The sequence below is a fragment of the Micromonospora sp. NPDC049645 genome (assembly GCF_040675155.1).
In the GTDB taxonomy this organism is placed as follows: domain Bacteria; phylum Actinomycetota; class Actinomycetes; order Mycobacteriales; family Micromonosporaceae; genus Micromonospora.
In genome coordinates this window covers 952,058-971,389 of record NZ_JBFAOI010000001.1, presented here as the reverse complement: position 1 = coordinate 971,389, position 19,332 = coordinate 952,058, and the positions used below count along the sequence as shown (strand labels likewise).

Sequence of the window (19,332 nt, the reverse complement as noted above, 5' to 3'; positions counted from 1 at the left end):
CCCGTCGTTGTTGTCGTTGCAGTCGTGCCGACCTCACGATCGGCTGAGTGTCAGCCCAGCATGCCCGCAGCCGCACGCGGCTGCGGGGTCAACGCGTCGCCCACCCGGTCGACCAGCAACGCCATCTCGTAGCCGACCTGGCCCACGTCGGAGCTGCGGGCTGCCAGCACGGCGAAGGACGAGCCGTCCGAGATGGACATCAGGAACAGGAAGCCATTGTCCATCTCCACGACGGTCTGCAACACCGCGCCTCCCTCGAAGCAGCGTGCTGCCCCCTGGGTCAGGCTGACCAAACCCGATGAGATCGCGGCGAGCTGGTCTGCCCGGTCGCGCGGCAGATCCCGTGACGACGCGAGGAGTAGGCCGTCCGCCGATACGGCGACCGCATGCGCGACGCCGGGCACCCGGTCGGCGAAGTTGGCAAGCAGCCAACCAAGATCCTGCGTAGTTGTCATCCTTCTTGCTCCTTCTGCCCGCTCCCGGCCACCGGGCCTGAGCCAGACTGCGAGGATTGCCCTCCCGGAGTCGCCTCCGGGCTGGTCGGGTTGTCCGAGGTGCTACGCCCTCGCTGCACGCCCCGGTGGTAGGCGGAGAGCAGGCCACGGACCGCCTCCGGGGAGCGCCGCTGGACCGAGGTGGTGGGCTTCTCCACCGCACCGGGCACCAGCTGCGCCATCGGCTTGCGCTTCGGCAGGCCGGTCGTGGTGGTCTCGCTCACCGGCACCGCGCCAGCCGCCGCGGAGGCAGCTCGCCAGCCGTCGTCGGCAGCGGTCTGCCAGCCGTTGGTCTGCGTTTGGGGCCGGCGGTTCGGCAGGCTCTCGGCGAGGCTGGGGCGGGTGCCCTCGTTCGCTGTGGAGCCGTTGTCCCGCGGCGCTCCTCCGACCGTCGGAGTGTCTGCCATCGGTGTGTTACCTGTCGTCCCGGGTGGTGTCTTGTGGACTGCCCGACCGGTGGCCTCGACCGTGGCGAACTGCTGGGTCGCGGAGTCGCCGTTCGTCGCTGGCTGGGCTCCGGCCGCGGTCTCCTCGGAGCCCGGACGGCGGGTACGGAACCAGGCCGACTCAAGCTCCCGGAAGATCGGCAGCTCCATCGTCTCGTCCGCGTACCGCTGACGGTTCTGCGCCTGCGGCTGCTGCGGCGCCGGCCGACTCTGCGGTGCCGGTGCAGGAGCTGGAGCTGGCACCGGAGGCTGAGCCGCGGCGGGCTGCTCGCCGGGTCGCGGCACCCGCGGCAGCTCCGTCGTCATGTCCAGAGCGGCGGCGAGCCGCTCGGGCACCGGCGGGGTCGCCGTGTCCCGGTCGCCACCCGGCACCGGCGGCCAGGCCGGCGGTGCGGGGGCGCTGGGCGCCTGTGCGGGTGGGGCGGATCGGGGCGCGAACCCGCTGAACGACTGGCCAGAGGCGGGCGGCGCCGAGTACGGCTGGCCCGAGTACGGCTGACCGGACGCCGGCGAGGCCGAGACCGGGGCGGCGGACACCGGCGGACCGGCGTACGGCTGCCCGGAGGCCGGGGCGGCGGACACCGGCATGCCGCCGTACGGCGCACCCGAGTAGGGCTGGCCGGAGGCGGGCGAGGCGGAGACCGGCGCACCGGAGTAGGGCTGCGCGGAGACCGGCGGCGCGGAGTACGGGTGCGTCTCGGGGCTGCTCGGCAGCTGCCGGGGAATGGACGGCTGCTGGCCGGAGGTCGGGGCGTCGTCGCCCGAGCGACGCTGCGGCAGCGGATCGGTCCCCTGACCGTTGGCCGGTCGGGGGGTGAACCCGTCGCCGCCGTTGACGCCGTTCGTCCCGGCCGCGCCGGTCAGGTCGGACCAGGCCGGCATCGAGCGGTACGCGCCGCCGTTGGCGGGAGTGCCGGCACCGTTGCGCGAGGCGGGGTCGAACGGACGACCGCCGAGGGTGACCTGGTTTCCGGACTCGCTCGGGCGGGGGCCGTTGCCCAGCGCCGGCAGCGCGCCGAAGACCGGCGCGGGGCCGCCCTGCTGAGGACCGCCGAACTGGGGGGCACCGACGGCCGGCAGGGCCGGAGGCTGCTGCACCCGACCGGAGAGCGCCCGGGGTACCAGCACCGAGGTGGGCAGCGTCACGTCGGCGACCGTGCCACGGTCGCTGCCGGGGCGCAGCTCGACCCGGACACCATGCCGGGACGCCAGCCGGGCGACCACGACCAGACCCATCATCCGGGACACGGCCACGTCCACCTGCGGCGGCGTCGCGAGCCGCTCGTTGAGGTCGTGCAACTGCTCGGCGCTGATGCCGATGCCGCGGTCCTCGACGTACAGCGAGGCGCGGTCGCCGACGCGGCGGGCCTCGACCATGACCTGCGAGTCGGGCGGGGAGAACGCGGTGGCGTTGTCGAACAGCTCCGCGACGAGGTGCACGAGGTCGTTGACCGCGTGCGCGGCGACCTCGATGTCGCGGTCGATGACACCGAACTCGATCCGGGTGTAGTGCTCGACCTCGGACTGGGCGGCGCGGAGCACGTCGATGAGGGCGGCCGGCTCACGCTGCACGCGGGTGGAGTCGGCACCGGCGAGCACCAGCAGGTTCTCGTCGTTGCGGCGCATCCGGGTGGCCAGGTGGTCGAGCTGGAACAGCTCGGCCAGCCGGTCCGGGTCCTCCTCGCCGCGCTCCAGCCGGTCGAGGTGACCGATGAGGCGGTCGACCAGGATCTGTGAACGGCGGGCCAGGTTGACGAACATGGTCGCGACGGAGGCGCGCAGCGCGGCCTGCTCGGCGGCCGTGCGGACGGCTTCCAGGTGGACGGCGTTGAACGCCTCGGTCACCTGGCCGAACTCGTCCTTGCTGCGGACCGGTAGCGGCTCGGCGATCTGGTTGGCCAGCTGCACCGGGGAGAGCTGCCCGACAACCTGCGGGTCGCGCAGTCGGGCCACCGCCTGCGGTAGGCCGTACTGGGCGACGGAGAGCGCACCCTGCCGCAGCTCACGCAGGGAGCGGGCCATCGAGCGGGCGACCAGGTACGCGAAGAGGATGGCCAGCAGCAGCATGCTGAGCAGCAGGCCGGTCTCCAGGAAGACCTGTCGCTGGACGTCCGAGCGGAGGGTGTCGGCCTCGTTGACCACTTCGCTGTCGAGCTTCGTCTCGACGGTGCGGATCAGCTTGGCGTTGGCCGTCATGGCGGCCTCCCACTGGTCCGGGCCGAACGGCGCGCCGCGCATGTCGCCGGTGGTGTTGCCGTCGATCCAGCCGGTGTAGTTCTGTGCCTGCCGGCGGTCACCGCCCGCGACCGTCTGGTCGTGGAACTTCGCGTCGTCCGGGGTGGCGACGGCCTTGAAGCTCTGCAGTGCCTGCTGCTGGCCGGTGTCGCTGGCGACGTAGTCCCGGCGCAGGGCCGGGGTCAGGCGCTTTCCGCCCTTCACGCCCAGCGCGCGGTGCACCACGACCCGGCGGACGGCGAGGAACTCCTTCTCCCGGGCGACCGCCGCGGCGGCGCGCATCCGGTCGCTCAGTTGGTTGTCGCCGGCGAGCTGCGTGGACGAGTCACGGATGGCGAGCAGGTCGCTGATCAGACCCTCGTACGCCTGCACGGTCTCGGTGAGCGCGAGCTTCCCGTTGAAGACCTGACTGCGGATGCCGGACAGGTCCTGCAGGTTCTGGTCGATGCTGTCGAGCAGACTCTCCAGGCTGCTCGGCAGGTCCTCGATCTCGGTCCGCTGCTGCCGGTAGGGGATCGAGTCCTGGTCCACCCGGGAGTTCACCCGGTTGTAGGCCTCCTGGTACTGCGCCGTCGGCTGCGTTCCGTCCGCACCCAGCAGCAGCACGGCGGCGGTCCGCTCGTCCTGCAGGCTGTCGACCAGGTCACCCGAGTAGCTCGACAGGTCCGCCAGGTCGCCAGCTCGGTTGGCATTGTTGAGCGTCTCCACGTGGTCGATGAGACCACTGGTGCCCACCACGACCGTGGCGATGGTCGGCACGATCATGATGAGACCGAGCTTGGACCAGATCGGCATGTCCCGGAGCCGGCTGGCCGGCCGGCGCAGCCGCGACAGGAAGGAGCCCGCCGTCTTTGGCCGTTTGCTCACGTCACCGCCCTCGCGATTACAGCTTGAACGCGTTGCCCCGGGCAACGCCCAGCGACCGACCCGGCGGGTCGGACCCCCGAGATTCCATCACGCCGGTCGACAAGAAGAAAGCCCAGGTTGTCCCGGACCGAAGGTGTGATGAGATGTTGGTGCGATTTGATAGCAGTCTGTCTGGCCGGAGTAACTGAAGGTAATGGAACATCCGCATCGCGTTGTCCTGCTCGCCGGCCCCTCGGGGTCCGGAAAGTCGTACATAGCGCAGCAAACCGGCTTGCCGGTGCTCTGCCTGGACGACTTCTACAAAGACGGCGATGACCCTACGTTGCCGCGACGAAACGGCCAGGTGGATTGGGAATCGCCGCTGTCCTGGGACGCCGACAGTGCGGTGGAAATCATTGCCCGACTTGCCCACGAGGGGCGGGCCGATGTGCCGGTTTATGCGATCGGCGCAGATCGACGGGTGGCCACCCGGCCATTTGCGGTCGACGGATCGCCACTTTTCGTGGCTGAAGGGATTTTCGCCGCCGAGATCGTGGAGGAGTGCCGACGCCGTGGCCTGCTCGCCGGGGCGTACGCGCTGCGCCGACCGCGCGGGGCGACCTTCCTGCGCCGGCTCGCCCGGGACCTGTCCGAGCAGCGCAAGGCGCCACGGGTGCTGATTCGACGTGGGGTGACGCTGCTGCGGGCCGAGCCCGCGGTGCTGCGCCGGCAGATGGGCCTGGGCGCGGAGGCGGCCCGCGCCCGGGACGTGCTGCGCCGGGTGGCCGGCCTGCTCGCCGGCCACCCGCACGGCTGAGTTCAGGCCAGCAACTTCGCGTACGCCGGCTTGATCACCTCATCGATGATCCGCAGCCGCTCGTCGAACGGGATGAAGGCGCTCTTCATCGCGTTGATGGTGAACCACTGCAACTCCTTCCAGCCGTAGCCGAACGTCTCCACCAGCAGCGCCATCTCCCGCGACATCGAGGTGCCGCTCATCAGCCGGTTGTCGGTGTTGACGGTCACCCGGAAGCGCAGGTCCCGCAGCAGGCCGATCGGGTGGTCCGCGATCGAGTCCACCGCGCCGGTCTGCACGTTCGACGAGGGGCACAGCTCCAGCGGGATTCGCTTGTCCCGCACGTACGCGGCCAACCGACCGAGCGAGCCGTCGGGGGCGATGTCGTCGACGATCCGCACCCCGTGGCCGAGCCGGTCCGCCCCGCACCACTGGATCGCCTGCCAGATCGACGGCAGACCGAACGCCTCGCCGGCGTGGATGGTGAAGTGGAAGTTCTCCCGCTGGAGATACTCGAAGGCGTCCAGGTGCCGGGTGGGCGGAAAGCCCGCCTCAGCGCCGGCGATGTCGAAGCCGACCACCCCGGCGTCCCGGTGCCGCACGGCCAGTTCGGCGATCTCCTGCGAACGGGCGGCGTGCCGCATCGCGGTGAGCAGGGTGCCCACCCGGATGCCCAGGCCCGCCTCGACCGCCTGGGCGGTGCCCTCGGCGAACCCGGCCAGCACCGCCTCGACCACCTCGTCCAGGCTCAGGTCCCGCTCCAGGTGCTGCTCCGGGGCGAAGCGCACCTCGGCGTAGACCACTCCGTCGGCGGCCAGGTCCAGGGCGCACTCGCGGGCCACCCGACGCAGCGCGGGCGCGGTCTGCATGACCGCCACGGTGTGCGCGAACGTCTCCAGGTAACGCTCCAGGGAGCCGGAGTCCGCCGCGTCCGCGAACCAGCGTCCGAGCGCCTCCGGGTCGGTGGTGGGCAGTTCGTGGCCCACCTCGGCGGCCAGGTCGACGATCGTCGCCGGCCGCAGCCCGCCGTCGAGGTGATCGTGCAGCAGTGCCTTCGGGACCTTGACGATGTCCTCGTACCGGATAGTTGCGACCATGCTCAGACCCTAGTCAGCCAGCTCAGGCCCGCCGAGCCAGGCCACTAGGCTCGACGGCATGGACGCGTTCCGGGGGTTGGACAAGCCGCGGCCGGGCATCGACCCTCGGGTCCTCGACCGGCTGCGCTGCCCGGTCTGCGGCGAACCGCTGGAGCAGGCCACCGAAATCAGGGCCCTGCGCTGCCCACGGCGGCACAGCTTCGACCTCGCGCGTCAGGGCTATGTCAATCTGCTCACCGGGCGGGCACCACACGTCGGCGACACCGCCGAGATGGTCGCCGCCCGCGCCGAATTCCAGGCCGCCGGGCACTACGACCTCGTCTCGGACGCGCTCGCCGACGCCGCGACGCGGGCCGTGTCAGGCTTCGGGGCGTACCCCCTGGTGGTGGATGCCGGCGCGGGCACCGGCCGCTACCTCGGTGCGGTGCTGGCGGCGCTGCCGGACGCCGTGGGTCTGGCCCTGGACGTGTCCAAGCCGGCGCTGCGCCGCGCGGCCCGTGCGCATCCGCGCGCCGCCGCGGCGCTCGCCGACACCTGGCGGCGACTGCCGCTCGCGGACGCCTCGACCGCCGTGCTGCTGAACGTCTTCGCCCCGCGTAACGGCGCCGAGTTCCACCGGGTGCTCGATCCGGCCGGGACGCTGCTGGTGGTGACGCCCGACCTGGACCACCTCGCCGAGTTGGTGGACGCCCTCGACCTGCTGCGGGTGGACCCGGACAAGGCCGAGCGGGTGACCGGCAGCCTGGGCGGGCACTTCACCCTCATCAGCTCGGCGGTGCACCGCACGGAGCTGGCGCTGACCCGGCCGGAGGTCGCCACCCTGGTCGGGATGGGCCCGAGCGCCTGGCACACCGACCCGGGCGCGCTCGCCGCCCGGCTGGCCGCCCTGCCGGAACCGGTCCGGGTGACCGTGTCGGTCCGGGTGGACGCGTACCGACCCCGCTGAGCTCAGGTGGAGAGGTCGACCTCTTCCCAGCCGGGCGGCTCGTCGTGGTACGGCCCGCGTAGGATCACCGCCCACTCCAACGCCCAGCGCCGCTGCCCGATCGCGTTCGCGTCGACCAGGCCGGGCGCGCGCCGGCCGCCGCGCTCGGTCTCCAGGTACGCCCAGTCCAGGCAGTAGTGCAGGTCGAGCAGGGCGGCCGCGTCGGCCGGATGCTGCGGTGCGGTGAGGATCCGGGAGCGCCAGTGCGGGAAGGTCTCCCCCTCGGCGATGTGCGGCAGCCGCTCGACCAGCCGCTCGTCGACCGCGAGGGTGGGGTCGAGTTGCTTGCTCAGCCCGAGCACCCAGGCCAGCGCGAAGAGCGCGTCGTGATGCAGCACGAACGACCGGTGGTCGCCCTTGCCGCCCATCACGAACTGCCACTCCGGCGGGGTGACCATCTCGACCAGGTGCGAGCCGAGCAGCCAGCTCATCGCCGCCTGCGGGGGCATCCCGAAGCAGCGGGCCAGGATCAGGTGCAGCACCGCGATCCGCGCCTCGATCTCCGCCGTGGGACGCAGGTCGATCTGGTCGCCCGGCTCCCAGACCAGAGGAAACTGGGCCGGCGGCAACGGCAGGCCGAGCCGGGACAGCTCGTCCAGGCTCGCTTCGCGCACCTCACGTGGGTCGGGGGCAGCAACGGTCACGGCGGATCTTCCTGTCTGCTCGCGCCGGCGCAAGGCCGGTTGTCCCCCCTTGGCCTGCGACAATAGCGCTCCCAGGTGACCGGCACCATGCCAGGGCGACCCCGGGTCGGTCAGCCGATACGTTCGATGACCAGCGGCGTCGCCGCCGGTGCGGTCGACGCGATCCGTACCGCCTTGGCGGCCTCGGCCAGCGCCGCCGGAATCCGCGTCGCGTCCTCGGCACGCAGCTCGTAGAGCGGGTCACCGGCCCGCACCTCGTCGCCCGGCCGCTTGTGCAACACCACCCCGGCCGGCACGCTGACCGGGTCCTCCTTGCGGGCCCGGCCCGCGCCGAGCCGCCACGCCGCGACCCCCATCGCGTACGCGTCGACGGCGGCGACGTACCCGTCCCGCTCGGCGCGGACCACCTCCACCTCGGCGGCCGTCGGCATCGGCGCGTCCGGGTCACCGCCCTGGGCCCGGACCATCGCCCGCCAGGAGTCCATCGCCCGGCCATCCAGCAGCGCCGCAGCCGGATCGGCGTCCGGCAGTCCGGCGGCCGCGAGCATCTCCCGGGCCAGGGCGAGGGTCAGCTCCACCACGTCGGCCGGTCCACCACCGGCCAGCACCTCGACCGACTCGGTCACCTCGACCGCGTTGCCGATCGCCAGGCCGAGCGGTGTGGACATGTCGGTGAGCAGGGCGACCGTCCGCACGCCGTGCGCACCGCCCAGCTCGACCATGGTGCGCGCCAACTCGCGGGCCTGGTCGACGGACTTCATGAAGGCGCCCGAGCCGACCTTGACGTCGAGGACCAGCGCCCCGGTCCCCTCGGCGATCTTCTTGCTCATGATCGAGCTGGCGATCAGCGGGATCGCCTCCACGGTGCCGGTGACGTCGCGCAACGCGTACAGCTTGCGGTCGGCGGGCGCGAGCCCGGCACCGGCCGCGCAGATCACCGCGCCGACCTCGTCCAGCTGGGCGATGAACTCGTCGTTGCTCACCGTGGCCCGCCAGCCCGGGATGGACTCCAACTTGTCGAGCGTGCCGCCGGTGTGGCCGAGACCCCGGCCGCTGAGCTGCGGAACCGCCGCGCCGCACGCCGCCACCAGCGGGGTGAGCGGCAGAGTGATCTTGTCGCCGACTCCTCCGGTGGAGTGCTTGTCGACCGTCGGCCGGCGTACCGCCGACAGGTCCAGCCGCTCACCGCTGGCGATCATCGCGGCCGTCCACCGGGCGATCTCCGGCCCGGTCATGCCGTTGAGCAGGATCGCCATCGCCAGCGCGGACATCTGCTCGTCGGCGACAACCCCCCGGGTGTACGCGTCGACCACCCAGTCGATCTGCGCGTCCGACAGCACACCCCCGTCCCGCTTCGCCCGAATGACATCAACCGCAGCGAACCCACTACTCATCAGAAGATCTTTCCTAGTCGAATGGTGGCACCGGCGTACGGCCGATGACCACGACGGGGCCGGGGCCGACCGTGCCCGGCGGAGGGATCAAGCCTGACCCCCCGGGGCCGGGCACGGTCGGCCCCGGCCCTCAACCGCAACGACAATCAACCCCAGCGAACCGGAATCTCCGCAGGCGGCTCACCCTCGCCCGCCCAGAAGATGGTGCCGGTGGCGTCCACCACGACCACCCGCGGGGTACGGGCCAGACCCCAGGTGATCGCCTCGGCCGGGTCGTCCCAGCTCGGCGCCTCCTCCAACACCCCGGTCTCGGCGCCGGCGTCGTCTCCGGCCGAGCGCTCCCAGTACGCCGTCCAGACCTGCTGACCGGCGGACATGTCCGGGTGCACGAAAACGGTGCCGCGCCCGCGCCAGGCGGCCAACCGCTCCGGGACCACCGGCACCGGCGTCTCTCCGGTGACGGCCTCCAGATCCTCCACGCCGAAGGCGTGCGGCAGCAGCTCGGCCATCCGCAGCGGGCGGGTCTTGCTCTCGATCAGGCACTCCGGCCCGCCGTGCTCCCAGAGCAGCTGCCGGCAGCGGCCGCACGGCATCAACGGCTCACCCGTCGCGTCGACGCAGGAGAGCGCGACGAGCCGACCGCCACCGGTGGCGTGCAGGCTGGACACGACTCCACACTCGGCGCACAGCGTCACCCCGTACGCGGCGTTCTCCACGTTGCAGCCGACCACCACACGGCCGTCGTCGACCAGCGCTGCCGCGCCGACCGGAAACGTCGAGTACGGCGCGTACGCGTGCCGCATCGCCTCGGTGGCGGCGGCGCGCAGGCGAGCCCAGTCGATCTCCATGCCGGCAATTCTGCCGCATCAGCCATCCGACCTGCGGCCTGGGCCCGAACAGCAGCCACCGGTCGGACCCGGGTCAGCCCGGGAACGACGAAGCGCGGTCGGTGGGGACACCCCCACCGACCGCGCCGTGAACCTGTCGGCTCAGTACTTCCAGGCGGTGCAGTTCGGCCAGCTCGACGGGGCCTTCCAGCCGCCGCTGTACACCGCGTAGCCCCAGCAGATCCGGTGCCGGTCGGTGTCCCCACCGGTGTTCGTGGTGTGGCTGGTGTTCCAGGTGCCCTCGGAGCCGACGCCCGAAATCTTGTTGTACGCGGCCTGGAGGGCGTAGCCGTACGGCGAGTAGATCTGCCGCTCGACCCGGATGGCGTACGGGATCCCGGTCGGGTCGGGCTGGTAGTCGACGACGATCTGACCCCAACGCTCGGTGCACGCGCTGTTCTGGACCAGCTTCCAGCCGCCGATGATCGAGCCGTTCAGCGTTGCGTACTTCGCGTCGACAACGGAGCTGCAGGCGGCGGCCGCGGGGGCAGCCGGCGTGATGACGGCGCCGAGCCCGGCGGCGGCGACGAGGGCGACGGCGATTCGCGCGCCCCTGCGGAGGATCGATGACTTGCGCATTCTGCTGGTCCTTCCCCGATGAGACGCCGTGACGTCGGCGTCGCGCCGGACGCTAGGGCCGCCCCCCATCACGCCGACATCACGTCGCCACCGTGCGGCTCTCCGCCGGGGCGCGCACCGCTCGCGGCGGACAGGTGCCCGTTCCGGCAGACGAAGACGGCGGTTCCGCAGGTAGCTCCCCCGCGAGACAGCCGCGCGGCCCGGTCGCCGCCCCACCCGCAGCAGATCGTCCCGGCCGGTGATGGCCGGATGATGTGCCCGCTCCGAATGATTCGCCCGCCGTCACTTCGGCGGCCCCCTGCTCGCGGTCAGGAGACGGGGAGAGATCAGGAGGATGGCTTGCTGACAAGACGATCAACGGGGAAGTGGCGGATGGTGGCGGCACTCGGTGCCGTAGCCCTCTCCGCCATGACGATCCCGCTCGGCGCGACGCAGGCGCGGGCAGCACGACCGGAGAGTCCGGCAACCCAGGTGCGGCCCGCAGCCCCGACGGCCGGGACGGATGCCCGCACCGACCGGGTCGCTCCCGAGCGACGGGACGAGGTACTGCCGCGTGGCTGGCGCACGTCGACGGACGTGAGCTGGACGACCTCGGGCGACGTACGGGGTTTCCACGTGCTCGCGGCGACGGCTCGCAGCGGATACACCTGGCAGACGGTGGCGACCCTGGCCGAACCCGGTTTCGACGCGGACCAGTGGATCGGCAACGCCTGCCTCACCGGTTCGGGGCGACGGCTGGTCGTCGTGTACGCGCCACGAACCTTCACCAACAAGGCGGACCTCTTCGACCGGGGTGGCTTCACCGCCGTCGTGGACCTCGTCGACGGCAAGGTCACCAAGCTGCCGGTGCAGAGTTCGCTCGCGTACTTCAATCCTGGCTGTGGCGCCGGTGAGGAGGCCGTCGTCGCGCAGTTCGGCGGCGAACGGATCAACGAACCCACCGTCCGGACCGTCCAGAGCCGACTGCTGACGGTGGACGCCAAGGCGGGTTCGCTGTCCGCGCCGATCCTGCTCGACACGGAACTCGGCGCGGCGGTGCCGACCGACGGCGGCATCGTCGCCGCCGGCAGTGGCCGGTTGGTGCGCGTCGCCGCGAACGGCAGCATGACCCCGCTCGCGGCCACCGAGGGAACCGCCTTCCGGCTGGTGCCCGACCGTACCGGCGGGGTGGTCTTCATGGACCGCTCCGCCGAGAGCGCGCGGGTCAAGCGCACCGTGCCGCGACCCGGTGCGGCCGTGACCACTCTCGCCGAGGGCACCCTGAGCGGCCTCGGGCTCACCCGGGGAGCTGGCGGACGCGCCTTTGTGACCGGCGCCGCGACCCGGGTGGCGACGTTGCCGCCCGGCACGCGGCGGCTGGACGTCCCGGCCAGCGCGGAGGTCTCCTCGGAGGGCGCCGTGGCGCTCACCAGGATCAGCCAGACTCCGACCACCGGCGCCCCGACCGCCCGGACGGTGACGCCGGATGCCCCCGAGCCGGTCCGGATCGATGCCCGGATGACCGCGACCGGCGAGAGCGTGGCCTTCGAGGTCGCACCCGTGGCGACGAATGCCTCCGCCGCGTCGGGCCGAACGCCGCACCCGAAGCTCGGACGGCCGGCCGCCCGAGCCACGTCACCGCAGGGCCGGGCACCCGGCACCGACCAGCGGGCAGCCGCCTCGCCGAACGATCCGGTCGAGGCCGAGCGCACCTGCTCGGTGCCCCGCAACGACCCGCGTAACCAGGCTCTACAGCCCAAGCCACGGCAGGTGGAGTGGGCCGTCGACCAGGCGATCACCGACTCCCTGCACATGACCCGGGAGGCGAACTGGAAGAACCTGGGCATGCCCGCCTACAGCCCGCAGGGACTCTTTCCCCTGGTGCCGCTCACCGGCGGGGGGCGCGTGCCGGCGCAGATCATGCTCGGCATCATCGCGCAGGAGTCCAACATGTGGCAGGCGGCGCGGTTCGCGCTGCCCGGTGTCACCGCCAACCCGCTGATCGGCAACTACTACGGCATCGACATCTACAACGCCAGCACCGGCGACGACTGGGACATCGACTGGGCCGACGCCGACTGCGGCTACGGCGCCACCCAGGTCACCGACCACATGCGACTCGCCGGCAAGGAGAAGGGACCTGGCGACGAGGCGTGGGAATACCAGACGCAACGGGCCGTCGCCCTCGACTTCGCCGCCAACATCGCGGCTGGTCTCCAGATCCTGCAGAAGAAGTGGAACGAGACCAGGGCGGCCGGCCTGACCGTGCACGACGCCGACCCGGCCGCCATCGAAAACTGGTTCTTCGCGGTCTGGGCGTACAACTCGGGCTTCTACCCGAACAAGGGCGACGGTCAGCCATGGGGCGTGGGCTGGCTCAACAATCCGATCAACCCGCGCTACGACCCGCAGCGGCTGCCCTTCCTCGAAGTGACGTACGACGACGCCCGCACTCCGCAGAAGTGGCCCTACCCGGAGAAGGTGATCGGCTGGGCGGGCCACCCGATCGAGCTGAACGAGTCGCCGGAGACGTTGGTGGCCGGTTACCGGGCCGCCTGGTGGACCACCGTGCCGATGCGGGTGCTCGCCAAGCCGCCGTTCGACCTGTTCTGCAACCAGTCGAACCACTGCGACCCGGCCAAGAAGATCACTCCCGACGACCCCGACGTGATCGGCGAGCCGGCCGGGCCGTGCGAGAACCGGAACGCGGCCGGCCTCTACGATCTACGGTGCTGGTACAACCAACCGGTCGGCTGGAAGGCAGCACCCGGAGAGGCGTGCGTGGCCTGCGGCAACGAGGTCCTGCGCTTCGACCCGGGGTACGCGTACCAGGATGACGGGACCAGCTTCCCGCCGAAGTGCGACCTCTCCGGCCTGCCGTCCGGCGCCAAGGTGATCGACGACATGCCGGATGGCACCCCGTCGATCCGACCGAACTGCGGCCGACCGTGGTCGAACGCCGGAACCTTCCGCCTCGACTTCGCCTCGGACAGCCAGGGCCGCTACCCGGCCAAGGTCGACCTCCACCAGATCGGCGCCGGGTTCGGCGGCCATTTCTGGCGCGGTCACACCCGGACCGCGGGCGACGAGGGTGGAAAGCTGAAGACGACCGGCACCTGGACCCTGTCCCAGCCGATGAGCGGGTGGACCAGGGTCATGGTCTCCGTGCCGGACCACGGCGCGTGGACCGGCCAGGCCAAATACACGATCAACCTCGGCAACGGCAAGAGTCGCTACCGGGTGCTCAACCAGACCTGGCAGACGAACCGGTGGGTCGACCTGGGCACCTTCAACCTCGGCGGCAACGCCAGTGTCGCGCTGAGCACCGTCACCGCCGACGGACGCGGCGAGGACAGCATCATCTTCGACGCCGTCGCCTTCGTGCCGACCAGCAAACCGTCCGCGTTCTACGTGGCGATGGGCGACTCGTACACGGCCGGGGAGGGCGGCGCCCCGTACGACCGCAACTCCGACTACAACCGGGACAGCGGCAGTTCCCTCGACCGGAACGCCTGCCACCGGTCCCAGCAGTACGCCTATCCGCGCCTGGTGACCCTGCCGGGCCAGACGCAACCGATCGCCGCGCAGGCGGCCGAGGGCAAGGCCTCGTTCGCGATGATCGCCTGCTCGGGGGCGATGACCACGAGCGTGACCGCGGACGCCGTCAACAATCCGCCGAGCGCCGACGACCAGCGGGGCAGCACCGACTGGGGCAGAACCGATTATCACTACGGGGAACTGACGCAGGTCGACCAGGGTTATCTGGACGAGGACACCACCCACGTCAGCATCTCGGTCGGCGGCAACGACGTTCGTTTCGGCGACGTGATGAAGGCCTGCTCACTGGCGATCGGCGACTGTTACGACGACGATTTCCGGCTGACCCGGAACAACGACGTGGTGGACCCCGCACCGCTCAAGCAGTACGAGACGAACCTGATCCGTAACCAGCTGCCGAGCCATCTGCTGGCCACCTACCGGGCGATCCACACGAGGGCGCCGAACGCCCAGATCGTGGTCGTCGGCTATCCGCGGTTCTTCGAGGACGATCCGGCGGACGGCTGTTATCTCATCACCCCGGAGCGCAAGCGGCTGCTCAACTCCTTCGCGAACCTGTTGAACATCAGCATCGCGAAGGCCGTCGAGACCGTCCACGGGCAGGGCGTCAATATCCGCTTCGTCGACCCCAACCACCGGTGGCGAATCGGCACCGGCCCCGACTCTCACGGGGCCTGCCCGGATTCGGACGGCAGCTGGATACACGCCGTCATCGCCACGTCGGAGTCGGGAAGTGGCCGGGACACCCCGGGGGCGGGCAGTTGGCACCCCAACGTGGAGGGTCAGCGGCAGCTCGCCGGGTTGGTCAACTCGAGCCTGGCCGGCTACAGCTCGACCTCGGCCGTGCAGAGTCGAATCAGCAACTACGTGGCCACCCGGGCCGCGGACGGCTGGACGATCACCGCGGCCCAGGCGCAGAACGCCGCGGAGACCTGCCTGCGACTGGCGCGGGTGGGCGGGCTCGTCGAGGACCCCTGCATGACCATGCCCATCCTCTTCCCGACCGCGGCGGACGCCGCCGGGGCGGCGAACAACGACATGGAGGCGCTGAAGGCAAACCCGTCGTGGGTGGCGCTGCACTACGTCAAGAGCAGCGAGAAGGAGCGGGGGTGGTCGCGTAGCTGGATGAACCTGTCCGCCATCAAGCAGACGACCTGTCCCAGCCCTCGCCCCAGTGGCATGCAGTGCGACGAGTTCCCGTTCTTCACCAGTGAGCAGGGCGCGGCATGGGATTACCACCTCGGTGAGAACTCGCCGACCAGCACCCGGCTCCGGTTGGTGCCGACCGGTGAGAACCGGGCCGAGGGGTCGATGGTCGGCGCGATGTACACGAAGTGTCAGATGAGCAGTGGCACGTACAGCGCGCTGGTGCCACGTTTCCTGAGTAGCAACGGCCAGCCCTACCTGACCATTCCGCTGACCGGTACGACAAACATCCCCAAGACGCTCTACATCTGCTGACGAACCATTTCGGCGATTGACGGCAAGCGACCGGCCGGTCGACGCGTTTCGAAACAGAAGCGCGGCGATCGGCCGGTTCTTCGTTTCCCAGGATTGTGTCGCCCGGCCGACCGTGCGATCCTGCAACCGTGTCCGACGCCGACCAGAAACTGACCACCGTTCTCGGGCGACTCGAATTGCAGTGGCGTCGAAACAACGCGCCGATCGCCGCGCGGCTCGCCCCCGGGCATTCCGACGACCACCTCGCCGCCGCGTTCCGGGCGGCGGATCTCCACCTGCCGGCGGAGGTGCGACGGTGGTGGGGCTGGCATGACGGGGTGCGCCGCCTTGAGCCGGGGACCCGCCTGGGCGTGGAGAGCCAGATCGGGCCGGGCGGCTGGGAGTTCCTCAGCCTGACCGAGGCGATGGACGAGCGCAGCCTGATGCTGCGGGTGTGCGGCCGTGCCCACTATCCGGCCGACGATCGGGACTGGGACGGTTACTGGCGGCCGTCCTGGCTGCCCTTGTTCGCCCTCGACGGCAACCTGGTCTTCGTCGACCTCGGCCGGTCCGCGCAGGGCGGCTCGCCCGTCCACCTGTGGTCGGCCCAGCCGGAGGACGTCGGCGTCGCCCGCACGGCGTCCCTCGCCGACCTGCTGGCGATCTGGGTCCGCCTGCTCGACGAGCGCTACTACTGGTGGTCCACCGACCAGGGTCGGTGGGTGGATCGCCGGCAGGACGTACCACCGACACTGATCAGCAGAGGGCTGCTCTGACCGTCGCTCCCGGGCAGCGCCGACGCCCCTCGATGATCTTGACACTCTTCAATGTCCCGGGCACTATGGACAGCATTGGCACCGCACACCACGGCTACGGGGGCAAGGCATGCGGTTTCTGCTTCTGGGTTCACCCTGCGCAAAAGAAGTGTTCGCAGTGGCCGGCCGGAGAGCAACCATCATTGCGACGATGTTGGCGGTAAATCACCATAAGTCGGTCTCCCTTGATCGGCTGGTCGACGCCGTTTGGGAGTCGACTCCTCCGGCGACCGCCAGAGAACAGATCCAGAACTGCGTGTCGCTCATGCGACGAAATCTCCGGTCCGTTCCGGGGGACCTCACCATCGACCGCAACAGAATTGGCTACCAGCTTCGCGGCGATCATTTCGAGACGGACGCCGACTGCTTCGAGCGCGAGGTGCGCACGGCCGACGAGTTGATCGCCGACGGCCGGCTGGCCGACGCGGCCGGACGGCTGCAACAGGCGCTGGCGCACTGGTCCGGCCCGGCACTCGACGGCCTCAACGCCAAGGAGCTGCGTGCCCACGCGGCCCGGCTGGACGAGCTGCGGCTGGCCGCGATGGAGCGGCTGGCGACGACCAACCTGCGGCTGGGACGCCACGACCGGGCGATCGCGGAGCTACGGGCCCTGATCGAGATCGAGCCGCTCCGGGAGAACGTCTCGATACTGCTGATGGACGCGCTCGCCGACAGCGGCAGGTCCATCGACTCGCTGACGGTCTACCGCAGCTATCGCGACCGGCTCCGAGCAGAACTCGGCGTCGAGCCGGGGCCGGTCGCCAAGGCCAGGGAGCGGCACCTGCTGCAATCGCTGAACACGCCGACGCAGGTCGCCGTCGACAACCGCGCCGGGGTCAGCCGGCTGGCCGCCCCGCCGGCCCCACACCGGCAACCGGACCGCGCCGAGATCAACCTCGACGGCAACATCACCCATCACCTGGAAACGGCGTACGCCCACATCCGGGCGGCGTTCGAGCTGCTCGGGGCGGGGCGACCGGGATACGTCGAGCTTCCCGGCCTTCCTCCGGCGCAGACCGAGCAACGGCCGGCCGTCCGGCGCACGTACCAACACCATGTCGGTCCCTGATCGCCGGCACCCGGTGTGCTCCGGTGGATGTGGCAGTTCGGTGTCGCGACGGTGTGGAGGCGGTGGCGGGCATCGTCACGATGGTCCCGTCACTCGCCACCAGTTTTCGATCAGGAAGGACCGTTCCCGATGCGTAGGTTGAAGGTAACGATGGCGCTCGCGGTGGTCGCCGCCAGCGCGACCCTGCCGGTGGTCCTGACCGCGAGCCCGGCCGCGGCCGCTCCACAGTGCGTGCTGGCGCTCTATTACGACAACAACTACGTGCCAGGCAGCGACGACCTGTCACCGAGCTGCACCATGGGCTACGGGGCCTACGGCAACGCTGTGCGGGAATTGCAGACCAACCTGAACACCTGCTACCGCAAGGGCCTCACCGTGGACGGCGACTTCGGCGGGAAGACCCGCGACGCTCTCAAGAGTGTGCAGAGCTCGCTCGGGATCACGAGCGACGGTGTCTACGGGCCGCAGACCGCCAGGGCGATGAACCACCGGATCGTCGCCGGTGGCGGTCGCTGCGACCGGATCACCTTCTAGGGGCCACCGGGTCGGGCGCCCACGGCGGGGGACCCCCGGGCCACCGGGGGGGGGCGGCGGGGGTGGGCCCGGGGGGGGGCGGCCGGGCGGGGCGGGCGGCCGGCGGAGAGGACTCTGCTTTGTTCTTTGACCGCCTCGGTGGTGGTGTTCGGGCTATCCTCCTTCACTTGGCCGGTCAGCGCCCCGCGGCGCCCCCCCCCCCCGCCCCCCGACCCGGTGCCATCGCTTGCGGCGCGGCGGACTTCGCCGATCAACCCTTGATGTACGGCTTGCCGTCCGCGGCGGGCGCACGGACCCGGCCGACCAGCCCGGCGACCGCCAGGATGGTTGCCAGGTAGGGCAGCATGGCCAGGAACTGGCTGGGGATCGAGCTGCTGATTGCGCCGAGGTAGGTGGCGAGTTGGTCGGCGAAGCCGAAGAAGAGCGCGGCGAGCAGCGCGCCGGTCGGGTTCCACCGGCCGAAGATCAGCGCGGCCAGTGCGATGAAGCCCTTACCGCCGATCATGTTCTTGGTGAACGAGTAGAGCGCCAGCGTGTAGGACGCGCCGCCGATGCCGGCGACCACACCGGCCAGCAGCACGTTGCGGTAGCGCACCCGCAGCACCTTGACGCCGAGGGTGTCGGCGGCGATGGGGTGCTCGCCGACCGAGCGGGTCCGCAGCCCCCACCGGGTGCGGAACAGCCCGATGTGGATCACCAGCACCAGGAGCAGCCCGAGATAGAGGAAGATGTTGCCCCGGAACAGCGACGGCCCGAGCACCGGGATGTCCTTCAGCAGGGGGATCTCCCAGTTGCTGAAGCGGGGGGCGCTGTTGTACTTCGCCGCGTCGGTCTGCATCAGCCGCTCGTAGAGGAAGCCGGTGACGCCGACCGCCAGCAGGTTCAGCACGATGCCCATGACGACCTGGTCGACCAGGTAGCGGATGGCGAAGACGGCAAGCAGCAGCGAGATGAACGCCCCGCCGATGGCGGCGGCGACCAGGCCCACCCAGACGCTGCCGGAGATGCTGCCGAACAGGGCGCCGCTGAACGCGCCCATCAGCAGCTGGCCCTCGATGGCCACGTTGACCACGCCGGAGCGTTCGCAGAGCACCCCGGCGAGCGCGCCGAAGATGAGCGGCAGGGCCAGGATGAACGTGCCCCGGATGATGTTGACCAGCGGCATGAAGTTCTGCCCGGTCGGCGCGGCGGATACCTGCCAGCAGAGGAACGAGAGCACGAAGCCGACGAGCCCGACGCCGAGCACGGTGACGAACCACCGCTTCGGCACCCCGGCCAGTAGCGTCGCCCCGGCGGCGATCGCGATGATCCCGAACAGGATCGCCCCGATCGTGCCGTTGATCTCCAATGCGGCGCCGGCGGCGTCGTCGCTGAGCGTGAACCGGGCCTCCTGGTCGGTGGCCAGCGCGCCGAAGAGCACCGCGGCCAGCAGGCCGAGCCCCAGCAGCGTGAGGCCGACCTTGCGGCTGCGGGTCCAGAAGCCCTCGTCGACCGGAGCGACGGCGATGTCGGGGACAGCCATGGTGGACATGAG

14 protein-coding genes are annotated in these 19,332 nt (G+C 70.9%); 6 read left to right on the top strand and 8 right to left on the bottom strand.

Going from position 1 to position 19,332, the window contains the following annotated elements; translation table 11 throughout:
- Positions 1-50 precede the first annotated feature (50 nt).
- Both AB0J33_RS04575 and AB0J33_RS04570 read right to left on the bottom strand, forming a co-directional pair.
- Positions 51-455 (bottom strand): roadblock/LC7 domain-containing protein, encoded by a 405-nt coding sequence (locus AB0J33_RS04575; protein ID WP_030329023.1) that lies wholly within the window; start codon positions 453-455, stop codon positions 51-53.
- Positions 452-4,042 carry a nitrate- and nitrite sensing domain-containing protein gene (locus tag AB0J33_RS04570; protein WP_363609763.1) on the bottom strand — a complete coding sequence of 1,197 codons (3,591 nt, stop codon included), beginning with the start codon at positions 4,040-4,042 and terminating at the stop codon, positions 452-454. The genes AB0J33_RS04575 and AB0J33_RS04570 overlap by 4 nt, the downstream gene beginning before the upstream one ends.
- A gap of 502 nt (positions 4,043-4,544) precedes the next feature.
- Here AB0J33_RS04570 and AB0J33_RS04565 point away from each other — a divergent pair.
- On the top strand, positions 4,545-4,838 hold the full coding sequence (locus AB0J33_RS04565) for a hypothetical protein (RefSeq protein WP_363609761.1): 294 nt from the start codon (positions 4,545-4,547) through the stop codon (positions 4,836-4,838).
- A gap of 2 nt (positions 4,839-4,840) precedes the next feature.
- Here the strand turns inward: AB0J33_RS04565 and AB0J33_RS04560 are convergent, their stop codons facing one another.
- Positions 4,841-5,914, bottom strand: coding sequence for an adenosine deaminase (locus tag AB0J33_RS04560; protein WP_363609759.1), 1,074 nt, complete (start codon positions 5,912-5,914; stop codon positions 4,841-4,843).
- 97 nt (positions 5,915-6,011) lie between these two features.
- Between AB0J33_RS04560 and AB0J33_RS04555 the strand changes: the two genes are divergently transcribed.
- A complete protein-coding gene (locus AB0J33_RS04555) occupies positions 6,012-6,860 on the top strand; it encodes a putative RNA methyltransferase (RefSeq protein WP_363610234.1) in 849 nt (282 codons plus the stop codon).
- Positions 6,861-6,862: 2 nt separating this feature from the next.
- Here AB0J33_RS04555 and AB0J33_RS04550 read toward each other — a convergent pair whose 3' ends face one another.
- The 4 genes from AB0J33_RS04550 to AB0J33_RS04535 all read right to left on the bottom strand — a co-directional run bounded on the left by AB0J33_RS04550 (position 6,863) and on the right by AB0J33_RS04535 (position 10,403).
- Positions 6,863-7,543: a DUF4272 domain-containing protein gene (locus AB0J33_RS04550; RefSeq protein WP_363609757.1), complete on the bottom strand. Its 681-nt coding sequence runs from the start codon at positions 7,541-7,543 to the stop codon at positions 6,863-6,865.
- A gap of 110 nt (positions 7,544-7,653) precedes the next feature.
- Positions 7,654-8,937: a thymidine phosphorylase gene (locus AB0J33_RS04545; protein WP_363609755.1), complete on the bottom strand. Its 1,284-nt coding sequence runs from the start codon at positions 8,935-8,937 to the stop codon at positions 7,654-7,656.
- A gap of 146 nt (positions 8,938-9,083) precedes the next feature.
- Entirely contained in the window at positions 9,084-9,785 is a 702-nt protein-coding gene (locus AB0J33_RS04540) for a cytidine deaminase (protein ID WP_363609753.1), read from the bottom strand.
- A 141-nt stretch (positions 9,786-9,926) separates the two neighbouring features.
- Positions 9,927-10,403 (bottom strand): hypothetical protein, encoded by a 477-nt coding sequence (locus AB0J33_RS04535; protein WP_363609751.1) that lies wholly within the window; start codon positions 10,401-10,403, stop codon positions 9,927-9,929.
- 408 nt (positions 10,404-10,811) lie between these two features.
- Between AB0J33_RS04535 and AB0J33_RS04530 the strand changes: the two genes are divergently transcribed.
- The 4 genes from AB0J33_RS04530 (at position 10,812) to AB0J33_RS04515 (ending at position 17,798) form a co-directional block, all read left to right on the top strand.
- Entirely contained in the window at positions 10,812-15,401 is a 4,590-nt protein-coding gene (locus tag AB0J33_RS04530; protein ID WP_363609749.1) for a hypothetical protein, read from the top strand.
- 128 nt (positions 15,402-15,529) lie between these two features.
- Positions 15,530-16,156 carry an SMI1/KNR4 family protein gene (locus AB0J33_RS04525; protein ID WP_363609747.1) on the top strand — a complete coding sequence of 209 codons (627 nt, stop codon included), beginning with the start codon at positions 15,530-15,532 and terminating at the stop codon, positions 16,154-16,156.
- A 304-nt stretch (positions 16,157-16,460) separates the two neighbouring features.
- Positions 16,461-17,264 carry a BTAD domain-containing putative transcriptional regulator gene (locus tag AB0J33_RS04520; RefSeq protein WP_363609745.1) on the top strand — a complete coding sequence of 268 codons (804 nt, stop codon included), beginning with the start codon at positions 16,461-16,463 and terminating at the stop codon, positions 17,262-17,264.
- 129 nt (positions 17,265-17,393) lie between these two features.
- Positions 17,394-17,798: a peptidoglycan-binding domain-containing protein gene (locus AB0J33_RS04515; RefSeq protein ID WP_363609743.1), complete on the top strand. Its 405-nt coding sequence runs from the start codon at positions 17,394-17,396 to the stop codon at positions 17,796-17,798.
- 250 nt (positions 17,799-18,048) lie between these two features.
- Here the strand turns inward: AB0J33_RS04515 and AB0J33_RS04510 are convergent, their stop codons facing one another.
- Positions 18,049-19,329: an ABC transporter permease gene (locus AB0J33_RS04510; RefSeq protein ID WP_363609741.1), complete on the bottom strand. Its 1,281-nt coding sequence runs from the start codon at positions 19,327-19,329 to the stop codon at positions 18,049-18,051.
- Between the last annotated feature and the right edge of the window lie 3 nt (positions 19,330-19,332).